General features: G+C 41.2%; 18 protein-coding genes. 11 read left to right on the top strand and 7 right to left on the bottom strand.

Features of this window, described 5'->3' with window-relative positions:
• Positions 1–62: 62 nt before the first annotated feature.
• The 3 genes from rlmH (at position 63) to FTU71_RS07920 (ending at position 2,394) form a co-directional block, all read left to right on the top strand.
• Complete coding sequence (rlmH, locus tag FTU71_RS07930; RefSeq protein ID WP_026438445.1) at positions 63–545, top strand: 23S rRNA (pseudouridine(1915)-N(3))-methyltransferase RlmH; 483 nt, start codon at positions 63–65, stop codon at positions 543–545.
• A gap of 150 nt (positions 546–695) precedes the next feature.
• Positions 696–1,472 (top strand): dioxygenase, encoded by a 777-nt coding sequence (locus FTU71_RS07925; RefSeq protein WP_096901485.1) that lies wholly within the window; start codon positions 696–698, stop codon positions 1,470–1,472.
• 139 nt (positions 1,473–1,611) lie between these two features.
• Positions 1,612–2,394, top strand: coding sequence for an META and DUF4377 domain-containing protein (locus FTU71_RS07920; RefSeq protein WP_004970709.1), 783 nt, complete (start codon positions 1,612–1,614; stop codon positions 2,392–2,394).
• Between the two features lie 71 nt (positions 2,395–2,465).
• Here FTU71_RS07920 and gdhA read toward each other — a convergent pair whose 3' ends face one another.
• Positions 2,466–3,809 (bottom strand): NADP-specific glutamate dehydrogenase, encoded by a 1,344-nt coding sequence (gdhA, locus tag FTU71_RS07915; RefSeq protein ID WP_004970711.1) that lies wholly within the window; start codon positions 3,807–3,809, stop codon positions 2,466–2,468.
• 356 nt (positions 3,810–4,165) lie between these two features.
• On the opposite strand from gdhA, the gene FTU71_RS07910 reads away from it, so the two are divergent.
• Complete coding sequence (locus tag FTU71_RS07910; protein ID WP_004970712.1) at positions 4,166–4,960, top strand: RnfABCDGE type electron transport complex subunit B; 795 nt, start codon at positions 4,166–4,168, stop codon at positions 4,958–4,960.
• Positions 4,961–5,052: 92 nt separating this feature from the next.
• Positions 5,053–5,742 (top strand): endonuclease III, encoded by a 690-nt coding sequence (nth, locus tag FTU71_RS07905; RefSeq protein ID WP_178867175.1) that lies wholly within the window; start codon positions 5,053–5,055, stop codon positions 5,740–5,742.
• A gap of 328 nt (positions 5,743–6,070) precedes the next feature.
• On the opposite strand, the gene FTU71_RS07900 is transcribed toward nth, so the two are convergent.
• From FTU71_RS07900 to FTU71_RS07885, 4 genes are all read right to left on the bottom strand, one after another.
• Positions 6,071–6,274: a hypothetical protein gene (locus FTU71_RS07900; protein ID WP_004970716.1), complete on the bottom strand. Its 204-nt coding sequence runs from the start codon at positions 6,272–6,274 to the stop codon at positions 6,071–6,073.
• Positions 6,275–6,402: 128 nt separating this feature from the next.
• On the bottom strand, positions 6,403–7,062 hold the full coding sequence (adk, locus tag FTU71_RS07895; RefSeq protein ID WP_004970717.1) for an adenylate kinase: 660 nt from the start codon (positions 7,060–7,062) through the stop codon (positions 6,403–6,405).
• A gap of 81 nt (positions 7,063–7,143) precedes the next feature.
• A complete protein-coding gene (locus FTU71_RS07890) occupies positions 7,144–8,460 on the bottom strand; it encodes a hypothetical protein (protein ID WP_180111779.1) in 1,317 nt (438 codons plus the stop codon).
• A 63-nt stretch (positions 8,461–8,523) separates the two neighbouring features.
• Positions 8,524–9,042 (bottom strand): hypothetical protein, encoded by a 519-nt coding sequence (locus FTU71_RS07885; RefSeq protein ID WP_004970721.1) that lies wholly within the window; start codon positions 9,040–9,042, stop codon positions 8,524–8,526.
• 254 nt (positions 9,043–9,296) lie between these two features.
• Between FTU71_RS07885 and mrdA the strand changes: the two genes are divergently transcribed.
• From mrdA to ykgO, 3 genes are all read left to right on the top strand, one after another.
• The gene (gene mrdA / locus FTU71_RS07880) at positions 9,297–11,387 is read left to right on the top strand and encodes a penicillin-binding protein 2 (RefSeq protein ID WP_096901482.1); all 2,091 of its coding nucleotides are present in this window, start codon (positions 9,297–9,299) and stop codon (positions 11,385–11,387) included.
• Positions 11,388–11,390: 3 nt separating this feature from the next.
• Positions 11,391–11,948: a 16S rRNA (guanine(966)-N(2))-methyltransferase RsmD gene (rsmD, locus tag FTU71_RS07875; RefSeq protein ID WP_004970724.1), complete on the top strand. Its 558-nt coding sequence runs from the start codon at positions 11,391–11,393 to the stop codon at positions 11,946–11,948.
• A gap of 105 nt (positions 11,949–12,053) precedes the next feature.
• Positions 12,054–12,176 (top strand): type B 50S ribosomal protein L36, encoded by a 123-nt coding sequence (gene ykgO, locus FTU71_RS07870; RefSeq protein WP_026438469.1) that lies wholly within the window; start codon positions 12,054–12,056, stop codon positions 12,174–12,176.
• A gap of 47 nt (positions 12,177–12,223) precedes the next feature.
• On the opposite strand, the gene FTU71_RS07865 is transcribed toward ykgO, so the two are convergent.
• Entirely contained in the window at positions 12,224–12,772 is a 549-nt protein-coding gene (locus FTU71_RS07865) for a 1-acyl-sn-glycerol-3-phosphate acyltransferase (RefSeq protein WP_257222467.1), read from the bottom strand.
• 432 nt (positions 12,773–13,204) lie between these two features.
• Here FTU71_RS07865 and FTU71_RS07860 point away from each other — a divergent pair, with 432 nt between their 5' ends.
• Positions 13,205–14,035 carry a copper resistance protein NlpE N-terminal domain-containing protein gene (locus FTU71_RS07860; protein WP_180111777.1) on the top strand — a complete coding sequence of 277 codons (831 nt, stop codon included), beginning with the start codon at positions 13,205–13,207 and terminating at the stop codon, positions 14,033–14,035.
• A 140-nt stretch (positions 14,036–14,175) separates the two neighbouring features.
• Here FTU71_RS07860 and FTU71_RS07855 read toward each other — a convergent pair whose 3' ends face one another.
• On the bottom strand, positions 14,176–15,777 hold the full coding sequence (locus FTU71_RS07855) for an isocitrate lyase (RefSeq protein WP_004977281.1): 1,602 nt from the start codon (positions 15,775–15,777) through the stop codon (positions 14,176–14,178).
• Positions 15,778–16,422: 645 nt separating this feature from the next.
• Here FTU71_RS07855 and FTU71_RS07850 point away from each other — a divergent pair.
• Entirely contained in the window at positions 16,423–17,412 is a 990-nt protein-coding gene (locus FTU71_RS07850) for a LysR family transcriptional regulator (RefSeq protein ID WP_004977282.1), read from the top strand.
• 137 nt (positions 17,413–17,549) lie between these two features.
• Positions 17,550–18,878, top strand: a complete 1,329-nt coding sequence (locus FTU71_RS07845; RefSeq protein WP_179994051.1) for a hemolysin family protein — start codon at positions 17,550–17,552, stop codon at positions 18,876–18,878.
• The last annotated feature ends 171 nt before the right edge of the window (positions 18,879–19,049 follow it).

Raw genomic sequence — 19,049 nt, 5'->3', positions numbered from 1 at the left:
GCGCTTGTGTTGAATCATGGTTATAATGCGAGATTCTGATTGATCGCTACATGAACTCGCCTATGAAAATTCGCATTCTGACCATTGGACAAAAAATGCCTGCTTGGGTGCTGACTGGTTTTGAAGATTATTTCAAACGGATTCAGCCTTTTGTGCAGACTCAAATTGTCGAACTTCCAATGGCGAAACGTGGCAAAAATGATTCTGAGGCCGATATTCTAAAATATCGCCAAATTGAAGGTGATAGCATTTTAAATGCCATGAAAAACAATGAGCTGTTAATTGCCTTGGAAGTGGGCGGCAAAGAGTTCAGCACCGAAAAACTTGCAGAAACCATGAAAGGCTGGATGCTAGAAGGCAATGATGTCGTGCTTGCGATTGGTGGACCAGATGGTCACTCTGAAGCAGTACGTAAAGCAGCAGCATGGCATTGGTCATTATCCAAACTAACTTTGCCACACCCTTTAGTTCGCGTGATGCTGATTGAGCAGCTATACCGTGCTATGAGCATCAACCACAACCATCCTTATCATCGTGCAGGTTAAATCAACTTATTCAATTTGTACGTTGAGTTATCAAAATATCTTCAACTCAAACGACGTTGCAAAGCTGCAACATAGCGTTGAACAAAAGTACATTTCGCTATACACACTTTTTTGCGATGCTGTAGAACAGCAGGCTTTAGGGATCTAGGCATGAACTTACAGACATTACCCGGTTTATTTATCTCACATGGTTCGCCCATGTTGGCACTCAATCCTGAACAGGTCGGGCCTGCACTCAGCCGTTTAAGTGAAAATTTGCCAACACCGCAAGCCATTGTGGTGATGTCGGCGCATTGGGAAAGTAATGCACTGGAGGTCAACACAGGTATTCGCCCTGAAACATGGCATGACTTCCGTGGTTTTCCTGAAGCCTTGTACGCCCTGCGCTACCCTGCACCTGGCTTACCTGAACTGGCAGAAGATATTTTGCAGCGTTTGGCTGATGCGGGCTTTGCTGCCCATGCCAACAGCACACGCCCGCATGATCATGGCGTATGGATGCCATTACTACACATGTATCCCGATGCCAATATTCCAGTGATTACCATTTCTTTGCCCATGAATATGAGCGCCGAACAGATTTATCACATTGGGCAAAGTTTAGCGCCATTACGTGAACAGCAAATTTTACTGATTGGCTCAGGCAGTATCACCCATAACTTACGTGAATTATCATGGAATACACCCAATGCGGCTGTGCCTGAATGGGCATCTAGTTTCCGTAATCGTGTGGTGCAGCATTTAAGTCATCGCAATTATGATGCAGTACTAGATTGGCAACAATTGCCACATGTAGCACGTAATCACCCAACCCTAGAACACTTTGCACCGCTGTTTTTTGCAATGGGTACGGGAGATCGATTTAACATTGTACATAGCAGCTTTAGCATGGGTTCACTCGGTATGGATATTTATCGTTTTGACTAACCGATAGCTCCGCTTATTTAAAATCTGACTTTTTAATTTGGATACATTTTGTTAGCAAAAGCTACGATTTGTATCCATATTTTTTGTTAATCTCTTGATTATAATCACGTTGAAACTTTAGCACATAGAATATAAACCAATGAAATTCAGTATTTTTGCGCTTGCCCTGCTCCCTTTGGCTTTAACTGCATGTCAATCTTCACATCTTCCTGCCACTTCAGGAGATCCGGCTATTTCTACTCTATCCACCACATTAAAAACGCCTACACAAATTTTGCCCGCTTATACCTGGGAACTTGATCGTGGGCTGCAACGCCCGATTGTTCTGAGCTTTGATCAACGAGGCAGACTAAGTGTAGCTTCTGGCTGTAATGGCCTTGGCACGAGCTGGACTGTTAAAGATAATACCCTGAGTACGGGTGACATGATGGGCACCATGATGGCATGTGATGCACCATTAATGGAACAGGAACGTTTTATCAGCCAGCTTCTGCAAAAGCGTAATATTCCGTTTAGTCTGGATCTAAATGATGCCAATCAGCCAAAACTGAGTATTACTGCAGCTGATGGTCAAAAATATGTCTTTACCGGAAAAATGACACCGGAAACCAAATACCAAGGTCAGGCAGAAACCATTTTCCTGGAAGTTTCGTCACAGACTAAAGCCTGTACGGGTGTAGCTCAGCAAACCTGCTTACAGGTGAAAGAAATCAAATATGATGAAAAAGGCTTAAAGACTCAGGTCGATAAAGACTGGACTTTATTTTACGATCAGATCGAAGGTTTTCAGCATTCATCGAATGAGCGTCAGATTATTCGGGTAAAACGTTATGAAATTAAAAATCCGGCAGCTGACCAGTCTAAATATGCCTATGTATTCGACATGACCGTAGAGCGTGAAGCAGTCAAAGGCACTCTATAACGATAAAATCGCAATATAAAAAAACCGAGGCATTCACCTCGGTTTTTTTTCAAGCTTAAACTCAGTCAGACTTAGAATACGCCTTGAGAAAGCATTGCATCAGCAACTTTTACGAAGCCAGCGATGTTTGCGCCGTCTACATAGTTCACGGTACCGTCTTCTTTCGTACCGAATTTTACGCAGTTGCGGTGAATTTCTTTCATGATTGCGTGTAAGCGCTCATCAACTTCTTCGAAAGTCCAGCCTAAACGCAATGCGTTTTGAGACATTTCCAGACCAGAAGTTGCTACACCACCGGCGTTAGATGCTTTACCTGGCGCATAAAGAATTTTCGCTTCAACGAATTTCTCAACCGCTTCAAGTGTAGAAGGCATGTTCGCACCTTCAGCAACACAGATTACGCCGTTTGCAAGAAGCGCTGCTGCATCATTCGCATCAAGTTCGTTTTGAGTCGCACATGGAAGCGCGATATCACATTTAATACCCCAAGGACGTTGACCTTCAAGGTATTCAAAACCGTGCTTAGACGCAAATTCAGAAATACGACCACGTTTTACGTTTTTAAGTTCCATCACTTCAGCAAGTAATTCTGGCGTGAAACCTTCTTTCACGTACACAGTACCATTCGAGTCAGAAAGTGAAACTACTTTCGCACCCAAGTACATTGCTTTGTCTGCAGCAAATTGTGCAACGTTGCCTGAACCAGAAATCGCAACGACTTTATCTTTAAAGCAATCGCCACGAGTCTTGAGCATTTCCTCAGCGAAATACACAGTACCGTAACCTGTAGCTTCTGGACGCGCCAAAGAACCACCGAAAGACAAGCCTTTACCTGTGAATACACATGAAGTGTCATTGCTGAGCTTCTTCATCATACCCGCCATGTAACCCACTTCACGACCGCCTACACCAATATCACCCGCAGGAATATCCGTGTTAGAACCTAAATGACGATATAACTCGATCATTAAGGCTTGGCAGAAACGCATAATTTCGCCTTCAGACTTACCTTTAGGGTCAAAGTCTGAACCACCTTTACCACCGCCCATTGGCAATGTGGTCAAAGCATTTTTAAAGGTTTGTTCAAAACCTAAGAATTTTAAAATTGAAAGGTTCACTGATGGGTGGAAACGCATACCACCTTTAAATGGACCAATTGCTGAGTTGTACTGTACACGGAATGCACGGTTTACGTGGGTTTGACCTTGGTCATCTACCCAAGAAACGCGGAACTGAATTGCACGCTCAGGCTCAACCAAACGCTCAAGCAAACCATGTGCTGCATATTGAGGGTTCTTTTCAATGAACGGCCAAAGGCTGGTCATTACTTCTTCTACAGCTTGTAGAAACTCTGGTTGATGTGCATCACGTGTTTTAACGTAATCTAGGAATTCGTTAAGGCTGTTGTATTTCAACGCTTAATCCTCAGCAGAAAATGGATCAAAATTGGTCAAAATTTCAATCAATGATATATTTTGGCGCAAAATATTAAATATCTTTTGTTAACAATCTACAATAGTTTTTTTCAAAAAACTTTAAAACATTTGTATTTTCATAAATTTAACTTATTTTTTAGCGTGTTAAGCCCATAAGTTAATGTAACAAATTAATTCATAGTTTTGAGCATTTTTGCCCAAAAAGCTAGCAATTGTTGTTCTTAATTTGCGCACAAGCCTAAAAGCAAAAATCGTGCTAAAATCATCGACCTAGAATTTTCCCCTAGCCTTATCTTCCGTTTTTCTGCTGCTGTTAAAGTGGCATTGGTTTGTCCATGAATTCGCAAATTGCTCTGATTCAAAATATTGATGCGCTGCTCCCTCAAACTCAATGTGGCTTATGTGGTCACCGTGATGGCTGTTTACCCTACGCCAAAGCGATTGCAGAAGGCGAAGCGGCCAATAAATGCGTACCCGGTGGACAACCTGTTGCAGATGCACTAGCAAACTTACTGCAACGCCCTGTATTGACCGCAGAAGCCAGTGTTTGGCCTGTGCAGGCAGATGGACGCCCACAGCGTATGAAAGCCCTAATTCGTGAAGATGAGTGCATTGGTTGTACCAAATGTATTAATGCCTGCCCTGTCGATGCCATTTTAGGCTCAGGCAAACTCATGCACAGCATTTTGACTGATTTATGTACGGGCTGTGAATTGTGTATTCCGCCTTGCCCTGTCGATTGCATTGACTTGGTAGAAGATACACAACCCCTGCTTTCTGATAGCGCACGAGTGGCAGAACAGAATGATTTACGCCAACGCTACTACGCCCACATACAACGTGAAGAACAACGTCGTCTGCACCGTAAAGGCCCTGTGGTACGTGCAGAAATTGATACCGAACTGTTTGCTCAATTTTCTGCACAAGCCGATGCTGCTGTGCCTGTGATTGAATTGCCTGTGCAAAAAAATGAACAGATTTCCACTGCCGATGCACAAACCACCATCGAACTGGCAAAATTACGCACACAAATTAAAAAACTCGAAAAACAACTCAGTGTGCGTGACGATGAGAAAAAACGGCTATTACTAACCAATTTACAACAACAGTTACGTGAATTAGGAGCATAAACATGCCCGAAAGAAAGACACGTCTGACCAATAAAGCGGTTAAAACAACGACTGCCAAAAGCACCACGCTCAAAGAAAAGCCGTCTAAAAATATGACCAAAAAGCAAATTCAGACTTTTTTTGAGCGCTTACGTGAACAACGCCCAAATCCGACCACTGAACTGAATTTTTCCAATCCATTTGAATTGCTGATTGCGGTGACCTTATCTGCACAAGCGACCGATGTCAGCGTCAATAAAGCCACCGACAAACTGTTTCCTGTTGCCAATACGCCCGAAGCGATTTATGCCTTAGGTGTGGAAGGTTTAAAGGAATATATTAAAACCATCGGGTTGTATAATTCCAAAGCAGAAAATGTCATTAAAACCTGCAAAATTCTCATCGAAAAACACGGCAGCATCGTGCCTGATAATCGTGCCGATTTAGAAGCCTTGCCTGGCGTGGGACGTAAAACTGCCAATGTGGTCTTAAATACCGCGTTTGGACAGCCAACCATGGCGGTCGATACGCATATTTTCCGCTTAGGTAACCGCACAGGTTTAGCTGTAGGTAAAAATGTTTTAGAAGTCGAACACCGTTTGATTAAAGTCATTCCTAAAGAATTTTTAATTGACTCGCATCACTGGCTAATTTTACATGGCCGTTATTGTTGTATTGCGCGTAAGCCTAAATGCGCTGAATGTGTGGTGTCAGATGTGTGTAACTGGCCTGATCGCTTTGAATTTGGTGCACATCGTCATACTACGCTGCATGAAATTCATCACGCGCCCATATCTAAGTAAGTGCTTCGGTAGACTTTTGCAAAGTGATCTAAACTTATTGATGACAAGCTAGATCATCAAAGCAATGTGGATCATCCAAAATCGTGTGGATAACTGTGCAATCTATGCACAAGATTGTACAGAGATGAACTTGTTTCTTCATGGTTGGTATTTTCACCGTTACCTAATCTTTTTGTCTCTGTAACTGCTTGAGATTTTATAAAAATTACAATACCTAAAGTAATAATACCAACCACAAGAATTATTAATAGAATTTTATTCTTTTTCATAAGGTTTTATAAAAACTGCCCAAATTTAAAATTGCAATCTTTTGCAGATGTGTGATGGTTTATTTATCCTGAGAATCTTCAGACTGACGTTGTTGCTCTTGCTGTTGTTTAAGTTTCGGATGCAATTGATAGTGCTTGCCTGATTTTTTTTCAGCCGAATTCTGAGCTTGTGTGTTGCGCAACAACTTATAGCTCACAAAAACAAGAAAGCCTAAAACGGCAATACTTGCCAATAACATGATGATCACAGCAGCATGTTGCAAAGCACTCTCCCAAACTGAAACAAATAAAAAGAGCCCTAATATGAATCAGGACTCTTTTAAAGTCAAAACAAGCAGCCTGTTTAAACGATTTTATTTTCTTTTAAACAGACTTGGTCTAAGACCTAGACTTATTTTGCTTGGTCTAAAATAGCAAACAAATCTGCTTGAACTTCTTCAATTGGACGAAGACCATTCAATTTGTTATAGCTTGGTGCATTTTCACCAGAAGCAGCACGACCTTGATAGAAGCCAACCAATTGCTCAGTTTCTGAGTGATACGCTTTTAAACGCTTACGAATGGTTTCTTCTTGGTCATCTGGACGTTGAACCAAATCTTCGCCAGTTTCGTCATCTTTACCTTCCACTTTTGGTGGATTGTAAACAAGGTGATAAATACGACCAGATGCAGGGTGCTGACGACGACCAGACAAACGTTGTACGATTTCTTCGTCTGCAACATCAATTTCAATCACGTGGTCGATATTGATGCCTTCGCTTTCCAAGGCTTCAGCTTGTGGAATAGTGCGAGGGAAACCATCAAAAATACAACCATTCACGCAATCTGGCTGCGCAATACGCTCTTTCACTAAGCCAATGATCAGTTCATCGGATACCAAACCGCCACCGTCCATAACGCTTTTGGCTTGTAGACCTAATTCAGTACCTTCACGAATTGCAGCACGGAGCATATCACCGGTTGAAATTTGTGGGATATTGTAGCGCTTACAGATCAACTGAGCTTGTGTACCTTTACCTGCTCCAGGTGGTCCGAGTAAGATAATGCGCATAAAAAAACATCCTCATTTTAACAATGTATTTGACACTCGTTGCATATCAGAGCCATCGCCCTTTACGCAGCCAGCATCCTCTTATAAGAAAGCGACAAACAAATGTATTAAACCAGCAATAAAACCAGTTACACCACCCAAGACAATTAAAATCCACTCATCTTCCTGAAAGGCAGGACGCAAGAGATTCTGGAATTCTTTTGGCGTCAGTTCACGAATACGATCTCTGAACATTTGATAAATTTTCTGTGCACGGCTCGCATTAAAGGCAGGGTCGCATACAGGCACCATCGTAATTTCAATCGAACGATCAATCAAGTCAGTCTTGAGTTTGGCATACTCTTTTGGCCCCAAAGACAACTGTAAAGAGGTACGAACCAATGGTGTTTCCATAATTTCGTTGATGTGGCGTTTGACAATACGGCGGGTTTTGTCTTTTTTACTGCCATACATCATTTCAGTCATAATCGATTTTAACGTAATCAGATCTTCTGTGACTACCGTTGCAAACACATCCGAGACTTCTTCTTGGCGTTTCATGAACGCACCCTGAATATTATAAGTCCCAATGCGTGGAATCACTGGCTTAATCCATGGAAATTGACGATTTTCAGTCAATTTAAAGAACTGCGGATATTTCACGTAATGTGGTTCGACTGGGTTAAATACCATCCAAATCGCAATCCAGTTGGTCAAGAAGCCCCAAATTGCCGCCCAAAATGGAACCGTCCAGTGCCATGGTACAAGAAACCAAACAATCATTTGGAAAATACCAAAGAACATCCCAATCAATGCACTGATATGCCAAATAAAGTTAATTTCTTTTTGACCGACTTTTAGGAACATACGTACCATTAAGCGGCGATCACCTTCCATTTGGCTGACCACCATTTCACGCATATCCACCAAGGATTCAACATTCAAGGTCAGTTCAGTCACCAATTCACGCAGCACACCTGGCAATTGTTTATGCGCCTGTGCGTAAATACGGCGTTTAATCGAATACGGTAGGTTTTCCCAAAGCACAGCATTGCGGTCTAACATGACCTCATCAATTAAGTGCTCAAGTTCAAAACCCACTTGCTCACCAATAATACGCGCCATATCGTCAGGGTCCATAGCATTGAGAAACTCACGCAATGAACCTAATTTTGACAATGTGTTATCGGTAATGATGCCTGAAATACGCCCTGCTTTACGCGGTACAATCCCCTGCCATCCCACAGGAATAGGCCCAAGGTGAAAGCCCCAAAAGCTAATTGGATAGAACACCATTTTTAGTGCCATCCACACGTGCGCCCAAGTCACAAAAGTAGTCACAGGAATAATACTGAGCACGGCCCAAAAATCTGGACGATTCAAAAAGGTTTGCCACAACTGATTGACGTACTCAAGCATGCATTTTTTCCATATTTAGTTCTAATTACAAGATTCTAAAGTAGTTAAAAGTCACTATTCTGACTACAAACCCATACTGAGCGTATAGGAAAATTGTAGTCTAGGCTCAGTTTCCGCAATCACTCGCCCTTGTCGATCTTCCAATTTTTCACCTGCGCCAATGCCAACACTAAAGCTACTGATGCGTTCAGGGCTCAGTAATACATAAGCCAGATCAATGCCTGCACCTAAACGCGCTTTTTCTTCACCATCCACCCATTTAGATTCTAGGTGTCCTGCGTAAGCGCCAATATAATAACCATTTTTGTCTTTACCTGTGAGGTGGTATGGGTAACGAAAACCTGTTTGCCCACCGACTTCATGGTCACCATTTAAAAAAGCCCCCGCTTTTAGATAGGCAATGCCATAAGGATTGACCCATTCACCATTCAAATGCAGTAATTTTTGGGTAATACCCGCCCCTACATTCCAGGTTTTTGCGCTATCTGCGCTAATTTTTGCTTCAGGTAAAAAAGTAGTGTTCCCAGCAAAGCTAAAACTTGAAAAGGCAAGTAATGCCACGAAAGAATAGACTTTTGTCATTATTGTCACCAGTGTCCATTTGTTTTAATTTTAAAAACAGTCCTGTTTTCGTGTTTTGACTCTAGCAGAATTGTCAGGATTCTTATATACAGCAAATTACAATTTTGATGTCGCTAAAGTCAAAAATTAAGATTGCGCCCATCTTCTAGGTTAAATCGGGCAATTCAGTCAAACATGGTTACTCAAAATTGCCAATAGATGCGTTAGAATAGTCCAAATTCGTTCTCCCTCATTTTTGTTAAGCCAATTTTTGTATGAAACAACACTATCCGTTAAAAAATGCTCAGCAAGAGAAGCGTATTTTTCGCAATCGCATCTTTTTTTCGGTGGGTGTTGTGGTTTTTTTCTTGCTGCTGTTGGTGGCTCGTTATGCCTTTTTACAAATTAGCGGCTACGATGAATTTGCGACTGCATCAGATAAAAACCGAATTCGGCTACAACCACTCGCACCTGCACGTGGTTATATTTATGACCGCAATGGTGTGTTATTGGCAGATAACTACCCTGTGTTCTCAGCCACTTTAAGCCGTGCAGATGTTGAAGATATTGACGATACCATTGCGCGACTGACACCTGTTTTACAACTGACAGAAGAAGATATCGATCGCTTTAAAAGTCGGATTAAAACTTCACGTAAAACTGAACGTGTATCGATCAAGCTGAATTTAAATGAATCGGATATTGCCCGTTTTAGTGAAGTTAAATTTCAATTCCCTGGGGTCAATATTGAAACCCAGATGACACGTTACTATCCGCATGGTGACTTATTTGCGCACGTGATTGGTTATGTCGGGCGCATTAACGACAAAGAACTGAAAGAAATTGACAAAGATGCTTATGCAGGCACCAACTTGATTGGCAAAATTGGGGTGGAGAAATCGTATGAGCACTTGCTACATGGCGTACCCGGCAACGAATCTGTAGAAGCCGATGCACATGGTAATGTGCTGCGCAATTTAGGACGTAAAGACCCTGTACGTGGCAATGATTTGTTTTTGTCATTGGATTATGGCTTGCAAGTGGTCGCCTCTGAACAACTGGCAGAACGCCGTGGTGCAATTGTGGCACTTGACCCACGTACAGGTGAAATTTTAGCTTTAGTCTCCAGTCCGAGTTTTAACCCTAACTTATTTGTCACAGGTATTAGCCATACCGACTACTCTGCCTTACGCGATAATTTAGATCAACCACTCTATAACCGTGCAGTACAAGGTGTTTATCCACCGGGTTCTACCATTAAGCCGATGTTTGGTTTAGGCGGTATTCATTATGGCTATGTCGACTGGAAAACCGCCATTCAGGATTATGGTTATTTCACTTTACCAGGCGACAGCCACCGTTTCCGTGACCATAAAAAAACTGGGCATGGCATTGTCGATATGCACAAAGCTCAAGTCGTGTCGTGTGATACCTACTTCTATGTATTGTCGTATCGCATGGGCATTGAAAAAATGAACGACTGGATGCGTCAATTTGGCTTCAGTGAAAAAACTGGGGTCGATTTACCAAGTGAAAGCACAGGACTCTACCCAAACCCGGACTGGAAAATGCGTACGCGCAAAGCCAAATGGATGAAAGGTGAAACAATTTCCGTCAGTATTGGTCAGGGTGCATTTACCTCGACACCATTGCAATTAGCAATGGCCACCGCCATCACCGCCAACAAAGGATTTAAAGTCACACCGCACGTGTTACGTGAAAGTCGTGGCGCGAAACCATTTAAAGTTCACAATGGTACCAACGGAAAAATTGACTTTAACGGCACAGAAGAAGACTGGATTAAAATGCGTGATGCCATGGTTGATGTGATTCAATCAGGTACAGGTAAAGGGATTAAAGGCGGCTTGCAATATTCAGTTGCAGGTAAAACAGGTACAGCACAGGTTAAAAGTATTGCGCAAGGTAAACGCTATAACGAAGCCTTATTGACCGACCGTCAGCTTGACCACGGTTTATTTGTTGGCTTCGCTCCTGCCGAAAACCCTGAAATCGCAATTGCCATCATTCTAGAAAATGGTCGCGGTGGTTCTGCAGCAACGGCTTTGGCGCGTCCAATTTTAGACTATTGGTTACTGAATAAAAATAAAAAGCCAATTCGTCCATCTGCCGCACAAGTGAGTGGTGGCTTAATGACTGCAGGTTTAAAACCAAGTGAATTGCCAAGTGGTGAAGTCCCTTCATCTACTGCACCAAATACGAATAACGTGAATAATCCGAATACAGCAACCAATCACCCTGCGCTCAACCCAAATCCTTCGCAAACTACTCCGAGTTCAGCTCCAACCAATCCACCTGCAACTGCGCCAACAGCAGTTGTACCCACTAACCCAATTGAGAGCGACTAAGCCATGAAAAATCAACTACGCATTATTGGTGGAGAATGGAAACGTCGTCAGTTGGCTTTTGCTTCAATTGAGGGATTACGCCCTACGCCCGACCGAGTGCGCGAAACCTTATTCAACTGGTTAATGTGGGATGTGCAAAACGCCAAAGTGTTAGACCTCTGTTCAGGTTCGGGCGCTTTAGCTTTTGAAGCCCTGTCTCGCGGTGCGGCACACGTGGTCATGATTGAGCCAAACCGTACACAAGCACAGTTTTTACAGCAAAATTTAGAATTATTACGCGTCAATAAAAGCAAAGCACAATTAAAAGTTTCTACCGCACAACATGCTTTGGCGACACTAAAAGATCAGTTTGATTTGGTATTTTTAGACCCGCCTTATAGTTTAGATTTATGGGAAGAATTGGCAGGGTTGGCTGATCCACTCATTGCGGCACAAGGTCTGATTTATGTTGAAGCAGATCGTGATTTAAACCTGTTAAAATTACCGCAGACTTGGCAAAAAGTTAAAGAGAGCAAAGCGGGAACTGTACGTGCGGGCTTATACCAAAAGATTGTTGTTTAAATTTTCTCCTTAAAAGATACGCGGTAATTTTATGACTATCGACACTTTTCAAGAGTCATCTATTAATGTAATATTATAACATTACATATTGTAGTGTTTATCTTCATGAAAGTTCGTTCATCTTTAAAAAGTGCAAAATCGCGTGCCGATTGTCAAATTGTGAAACGTCGTGGCAAATTATTTGTGATTTGCAAATCCAATCCACGTTTTAAAGCAAGACAGGGATAATCCCCTGTCTTTTAGTTTTGATAGATTATTACACTGAAATAGTGTGCTTATTCTGAATAGTAACGTGTATCGACACTAAAACTTTCAGGAAATTTTGCTTGAACCTGCGCATAAAATGCCATGATTTCAGCCATATCTTTTTCAAAATCACCGGTTGGATGCACAATTTTTCCCACACCCGTTTTCTTTTTTGCGTAATCCATATACGCCAAAGCAATTGGCACACCTGCATTTAACGCAACATGATAAAAACCTGTTTTCCATTGTTCTTGACGCGCACGTGTGGCTTCAGGCGTCACCAACATCACCAATTTAGGATGGTTTTTAAATAAGTCCGTCATGAGCTGAACCATACTAGGTCGTGCTTCGCCTGGTGCTTTCGGACGACGGTCGATACCAATACCACCCATGGCACGGACAAACGGCCCAAACGGCAATTTCATATAGCTGTCTTTAATGGTCAGGCGAACATTGACGCCCAAAGCTTTAAGCCCTAAGCGTGCATATAAGGCATCCCAATTACTGGTATGCGGTGCTGCAATCATCACATATTGGTCTAATTCCAACGGACAATGATTGTCGATTTCCCAACCCATTAAATTTAAGCTTCGCTCAGCTAACTTTTCAAACACAACCGCATACCCCAAATAAAGTGTGCGAATTCTAGCAAGCATCACCAAATATAAAAGTCTAAAACGATTAATAAATAAACAAATACTTTATAAATGTATAAAAATTCCCTGCACTCATCTCAATTTTCTTATTCCATGCAACATCATACTGTTTTTACATCCATTTATTACCAGATTTAAGCAGATTTAAAAATTGTAAATATATGAATTTACGCGTAGTTTGATGAGTTTCAAGGTCTAATCCGATGTAATCCTTGAAGTAAAATTTAAAACGTTAAAACACGAACTTGTTATGATTTGCTACAAATTTTCATTAAATATAAGGCGAATTAGCTTTTCAGATACAAGGTGAAAGCTTAAGGTGGCAGCAACAAGAGTTTTGAGTTCAGAACATTTATGCTGAATCGTTATCCGATTGCACTCAGTACACTTAGCTTACTTTTAGCTGCTTGCGGGTCAACCGAGCAAAGTAAGGAATATCAAGCTAATTTGGCTTCTGAACCACCAGTCGCGCACAAAACTGAATCTCAAAAATCAGCAACTTCTTGGTCAAGACAAGCTACAGGTAACTTTATAGCCTTATTACCTTGTGACCACTGTGAACAACATGTGATTCACTTACGCCTGAATGATGATCAAACCTTTCAACTTAGCGACATTAAACGCTCGAAACAGCGCCAAAGCGAAAACCAAGTGACAGGAACGATTCAAGCTGCTCAAGACAACAAACAGCGAGAAAAACAGAATCAACATCCATCTCAAACTACTATTGATGAATGGTTGCTCCACACAGAAAATGTAGAAGCTTACGCGCGCATTCAGCTTACAACTCACGGGCTTAAATTCAATTTATACAAACAAAGAAATATAAAAAATCAGCCGAAAATTGAAACCCAGGTTTTCCTACATCCTGTAGAAAGTATAAAAGTCAGTAATGCGCTGAAGCATGTCGATATTCAGGCCGAACACGTACAAAATGTTGAGGTCAAAGAGTTAAACGACCCTGTGATGGCACACGATTATTTTCTAGCAATTCACAATCAATCTAATCAAGCATTGCAATTACATGCCAATGATTTAATTTTGGTCGATCAGCAGTATCAGGAATATACTGCGGTAGTCGATCGACAGTTTTTAGAGCCTATTCCCGCACAACAAAAACAATGGATTAAGGTGTCTTTCCATTACCCTACTTCTGTACAGGCAGATGTGATCAAAATTAAATAAGTTCAAACTGCTGACTGTTCATAAATAAAGAAACATCTCTTTAAAGATGTTTCTTAAAAGTGTTTCAGCATTCTTTGATTATTTTTATCGCCATAAAAAAACCCTGCAGATGCAGGGTTTTCTTTTAAACCATCAAGCGATTACGCGTTGAATTGGTTCATTGTGTTTTTAGCTTCGTCCGCTGCTTTAAGCGCGTTGTCACCAGAGAAGATTTCTTTGTGATCGTCACCGATGTCAGAACCAGCCATTGCTTGGTGTTTAACGCAAGCGATACCACCACGGATTTCTTTACGTTGTACACCAGCAACATAAGCCAACATACCTTCAGAACCGAAGTAACCTTGAGCAAGCTCGTGAGTAGAAAGAGCAGCTGTGTGGTAAGTAGGCAGAGTGATCAAGTGGTGGAACACGCCTGCTTCACGAGAAGCGTCTGCTTGGAATGTACGTACTTTTTCGTCAGCTTCAGCAGCCAATTCAGAATCGTCGTACTCAGCGCTCATTAATTTAGCGCGGTCGTATGCAGATACGTCTTTACCTTCAGCAACCCAACGGTCGTACGCTTGTTGACGGAAGTTCAGTGTCCAGTTGAATGATGGAGAGTTGTTGTAAACAAGTTTCGCATTTGGCACAACTTCACGTACACGGTTAACCATGTGAGCGATTTCTTCTACGTTTGGAGTCGCAGTTTCGATCCAAAGAAGGTCAGCACCGTTTTGTAAGCTAGTTACACAGTCAAGTACAACGCGGTCAATTTGAGTGCCTTCACGGAACTGGTACAAGCCAGAAGCTAAACGCTTAGGACGGTGTAATTTACCATCACGCTTGATTAGGATTTCGTCTTCTTTCGCTTCAGAGATGTCAATTTCTTGAGTGTCTAAGTAGCTGATGTATTGAGAAGCGATGTCGCCTGGCTCTTTAACTACTGGGATTTTTTGAGTTAAGTCAGCGCCTTCAGAGTCAGTACGTGCAACGATGATACCGTCGTCAAGACCCATTTCTAAGAACGCATAACGTAACGCGTGGATTTTAGCGATGAAGTCTTCGTGTGGAACAGTTACTTTACCAGCTTGGTGACCACATTGTTTCGCGTCAGAAACTTGGTTTTCGATTTGAAGTGCACATGCACCCGCTTCGATCATTTTCTTAGCTAATAAGTAAGTTGCTTCTTCGTTACCGAAACCAGCGTCGATGTCCGCAATGATTGGCACAACGTGAGTTTCAAAGTTGTCGATTTGAGCAGTGATTTCAGCAGCTTTAGCAGTATCACCAGCGTCTTGTGCTTTTTTAAGTGCGCGGAACAAATCGTTTAATTCTTTCGCGTCAGCTTGACGTAAGAATGTGTAGATTTCTTCGATCAATGCAGGAACAGAAGTTTTTTCGTGCATAGATTGGTCAGGAAGTGGACCGAATTCTGAACGAAGTGCAGCAACCATCCAACCAGAAAGGTAGATATAACGGCGTTCAGTAGTACCGAAGTATTTTTTGTTCGCAATCATTTTTTGTTGCGCAACAAAACCGTGCCAGCAACCTAAAGATTGAGTGTATTTGCTTGAATCAGCATCATAAGCAGCCATATCACGACGCATAATCGCAGCTGTATATTTAGCAATATCTAAACCAGTTTTGAAACGGTTTTGCATTTGCATACGCGCAGCATCTTCAGGACTGATGTCTGCCCAAGTGTTGCCGAATTTTGCTTTTAATTCGCGGATTGCATCAATCGCTGTTTGGTATGTAGTCATGATATTGTACCCTGTAATATTATTTAGGATTTATCAATCGAAGGCTAAATCGCGCTTATGCTTGATTGCTCAGATTTAGAGCACTTCGTTACGATGAATACAGAGTAGAGTGACTGAATGAATTAATCCAATATTCTCGTGTAATTCTCGGTATTTTTTAAAAAAATGTATAGATCAAAGTCTTAATTCACAAAAACAAGAAAAACACAACATATTGATTTTAAAAACCTTATTTAGAAAATCAATCAAATATCTTTGCTTACAAATTCATCTCTGTGCCGATATTTTCTGCATTAGACTTAAGTCTTGCATTTCATAAAAAATGCTTGCATTGGCGATTTCTGCCATTTTTTAGCAAAATTTTGCTGCTTTTCAGCGCAATGTAAGTGCATAAGTTTCATACAAAATAGAATCTGCTATCAGTTCTGCCAATGCTTTTAAGTGTTTTTGCATTTAAGATTAAAAAGTATAGATGCAGTACTAGGCAACCTACATTTCTTTAGGAAATAATGATGGGGGTGGCTGTTTTTATTCAGATTTTTTGCTGTTTATCTCGTCGATTTTTTCATCATAATTTATACACAAGCCTTACGGCTTATGGCATAATTCCAATAATTTAGTGATTTTATTTTCGGTATTTATTTTATGAATCTGGAGCGGGTTGATCTTAATCTATTAATTTATCTTGACGTCTTACTTCGTGAAAAAAATGTAACCCGTGCTGCAGAACAATTGGGCGTTACCCAACCTGCGATGAGTAACATTTTACGTCGTTTGCGCAATTTATTTAATGATCCCCTGCTAATTCGTTCTTCTGAAGGCATGACGCCAACTGAACGTGCCTTAGAATTACAACCGCGTATCCGCGATGCCTTATCTGACCTTTCTATGATTTTGGAGCCGCGTACTGAGTTCCGCCCTTATACTTCAAATCGTGTGTTTCGGATTATGACCTCCGATTACGCAGAAGCCACATTAGTCCCACGCTTGGTTAAAGCTTTACGCTCTGAAGCACCTAATGTGGTATTAGACTTTTTAACCCCGAGTGATGTGTCTTATCGCGACATGGAACAAGGTAAAGTCGATTTGGCGATTAACCGTTTTAATGAAATTCCACAAAGTTTCCATCAGGTTTTAGTTTGGCGTGATAGTTTTTCTTGCCTGCTCAATCACAAACACCCTGCTGCCAATAACCTGAATTTAAAAAGCTACTTAGATGCACAACATATTTGGGTTTCTAAAACAGGTATGGGCGTTGGTTTTGGTGTGAATCCAGAGAAACAAGCGGGACTGGGTTGGATTGATCAAGCTTTAGAGCGTATTGGACAAAAACGTAAAATTTCGGTGTTTACCCGTCATTATCAAATGCCTGCACTACTCGCGTCTAATGTAGATTTAGTCGCAACCTTACCTACACGTATTGCGCGCTTACAAGCCAAAAGCCAAAGTTTACTGATTAAAGACCCACCATTTTATATTCCAGAATTTGAATTAAAGATGGCATGGTGTCCGTTGTTACATCATCACCCTGCACACCGTTGGTTACGCCAATTGATTTTATATGTAGCGCGCCAAATGATTGAAGAAGAAAACCGTGAGTTTTTACTGAATAACTCTCAATTTTCAGCCTATTAATTAAAAATTCACTGAACTTATTGGCACAAACGCTTATACTCAGATGAGGAATATTTCGATATTCCTCATTGTTTAATCATGATTTAATAAAGATTCAAATTGTTATATTTAAAATAATATAATCCACAGGTGGATTCGTGAGCCTCTTCCAGAATATTGTTATTATCCTCATCCTCATTGTCGGAGCTGGTTTTTTATCGCTGACTGAAATTGCGTTGGCTGGTGCACGTAAAGTTAAACTGAAAATTCTAGCCGAATCAGGCGATGAACGTGCCCAAAAAGTTTTAGACCTACAAGAAAACTCAGCTGATTTTTTTGCTGCCTCACAAATTGGCTTAAACGCAGTTGCCATTTTAGGTGGTATTTTAGGTGAAGGCGCATTCCGTCCTTATTTTTACAACTTAGTTGTGCGCTTCTATCAAGGACCATGGGCTGAAACGCTTAGTTTTGCCTTGTCATTTACCTTAGTGACTTCGCTGTTTATTTTATTTGCCGACCTAATGCCTAAGCGTTTGGCAATGATCGCCCCTGAAAAAATTGCGGTATCGGTGATTAATCCGATTCAAATTTTTATTCGGATATGCAAGCCTTTGGCATGGATGATTAATGCGATTGCCAACGTGCTGTTCCGTTTATTTAAAGTAAATACCACGCGCGAAGACAATATTACATTTGATGATATTTCTGCAGTCATGGATGCAGGCGCTCAAGCAGGTGTTTTACAAAAGCAGGAACATCACTTTATTGAAAACGTGTTTGAACTTGAAGAACGTAACGTACCTTCGAGTATGACCACACGTGAAAATGTGGTGTTTTTTACCCTAAAGGAATCTGAAGCCAGTATTCGTCAAAAACTTGCAGAATATCCTTATTCCAAATTTTTAGTCTGCAGTGAAAATATTGATGATGTGATCGGCTATGTTGATGCTAAAGATATTTTGGTCAGAATCCTCAATAATCAATCTTTACTACAACTAAATGAAAGCACCATCCGTAATGTATTAACCATTCCAGATACACTCACGCTCTCTGAAGTGTTAGATCGTTTCCGCTCGACCAAAGAAAAATTTGCCGTAGTGATTAATGAATATGCATTGGTTGTAGGCGTAATTACCCTGTCTGACATTATGATTACTGTGATGGGCGATTGGGTAACACCTATTGAAGAAGATCAGCAAATCATTAAACGTGATAACAACTCTTGGTTAATTGATGGCAGTACGCCAATTGAAGACATTAAACACGCGCTGCAAATTGATGAAATGCCAGATGATGAAAATTATGAAACCATTGCAGGTTTTATGATGTATAAGCTACGTAAAATCCCGCGTCCTGCCGACTCTGTACTTTTTGATGGTTATAAATTTGAAGTGGTCGACGTCGATCATTTTAAAATTGACCAACTTTTAGTGACACGAATTGTAGAAACGCAGGAAATACAAAACAACACTAAAGCAGATGGATAGTGAGATTCCTTGTATTCGTTCAGCCTGATTGCATCTACATTTTCGGTAGTGTTCAAAAAACTGTGTCATTTCCTTAAACTGTTAAAAACAGGAATGATGCATTATGGCAACTACATTTGATTTTGAAACAGCCTTAAAACAACTCCAGTCAGGACAAGCACTGACTGGAGA

The organism is Acinetobacter sp. YH12136 (genome assembly GCF_013418545.1).
GTDB classification, from domain to species: Bacteria; Pseudomonadota; Gammaproteobacteria; order Pseudomonadales; family Moraxellaceae; genus Acinetobacter; species Acinetobacter towneri.
Note: the sequence above shows the minus strand (reverse complement) of the source record. Positions and strands in the feature narration are given on the sequence as shown.

What these genes read in the sequence shown, in the direction of transcription:
- FTU71_RS07855 (WP_004977281.1), bottom strand. Translation starts at nt 15,777, where the DNA reads ATGACTACATACCAAACAGCGATTGATGCAATCCGCGAATTAAAAGCA.
- FTU71_RS07860 (WP_180111777.1), top strand. Translation starts at nt 13,205, where the DNA reads ATGCTGAATCGTTATCCGATTGCACTCAGTACACTTAGCTTACTTTTA.
- FTU71_RS07865 (WP_257222467.1), bottom strand. Translation starts at nt 12,772, where the DNA reads ATGGGTTGGGAAATCGACAATCATTGTCCGTTGGAATTAGACCAATAT.
- FTU71_RS07925 (WP_096901485.1), top strand. Translation starts at nt 696, where the DNA reads ATGAACTTACAGACATTACCCGGTTTATTTATCTCACATGGTTCGCCC.
- FTU71_RS07850 (WP_004977282.1), top strand. Translation starts at nt 16,423, where the DNA reads ATGAATCTGGAGCGGGTTGATCTTAATCTATTAATTTATCTTGACGTC.
- FTU71_RS07885 (WP_004970721.1), bottom strand. Translation starts at nt 9,042, where the DNA reads ATGACAAAAGTCTATTCTTTCGTGGCATTACTTGCCTTTTCAAGTTTT.
- FTU71_RS07910 (WP_004970712.1), top strand. Translation starts at nt 4,166, where the DNA reads ATGAATTCGCAAATTGCTCTGATTCAAAATATTGATGCGCTGCTCCCT.
- rlmH (WP_026438445.1), top strand. Translation starts at nt 63, where the DNA reads ATGAAAATTCGCATTCTGACCATTGGACAAAAAATGCCTGCTTGGGTG.
- adk (WP_004970717.1), bottom strand. Translation starts at nt 7,062, where the DNA reads ATGCGCATTATCTTACTCGGACCACCTGGAGCAGGTAAAGGTACACAA.
- rsmD (WP_004970724.1), top strand. Translation starts at nt 11,391, where the DNA reads ATGAAAAATCAACTACGCATTATTGGTGGAGAATGGAAACGTCGTCAG.
- mrdA (WP_096901482.1), top strand. Translation starts at nt 9,297, where the DNA reads ATGAAACAACACTATCCGTTAAAAAATGCTCAGCAAGAGAAGCGTATT.
- FTU71_RS07920 (WP_004970709.1), top strand. Translation starts at nt 1,612, where the DNA reads ATGAAATTCAGTATTTTTGCGCTTGCCCTGCTCCCTTTGGCTTTAACT.
- nth (WP_178867175.1), top strand. Translation starts at nt 5,053, where the DNA reads ATGACCAAAAAGCAAATTCAGACTTTTTTTGAGCGCTTACGTGAACAA.
- ykgO (WP_026438469.1), top strand. Translation starts at nt 12,054, where the DNA reads ATGAAAGTTCGTTCATCTTTAAAAAGTGCAAAATCGCGTGCCGATTGT.
- FTU71_RS07890 (WP_180111779.1), bottom strand. Translation starts at nt 8,460, where the DNA reads ATGCTTGAGTACGTCAATCAGTTGTGGCAAACCTTTTTGAATCGTCCA.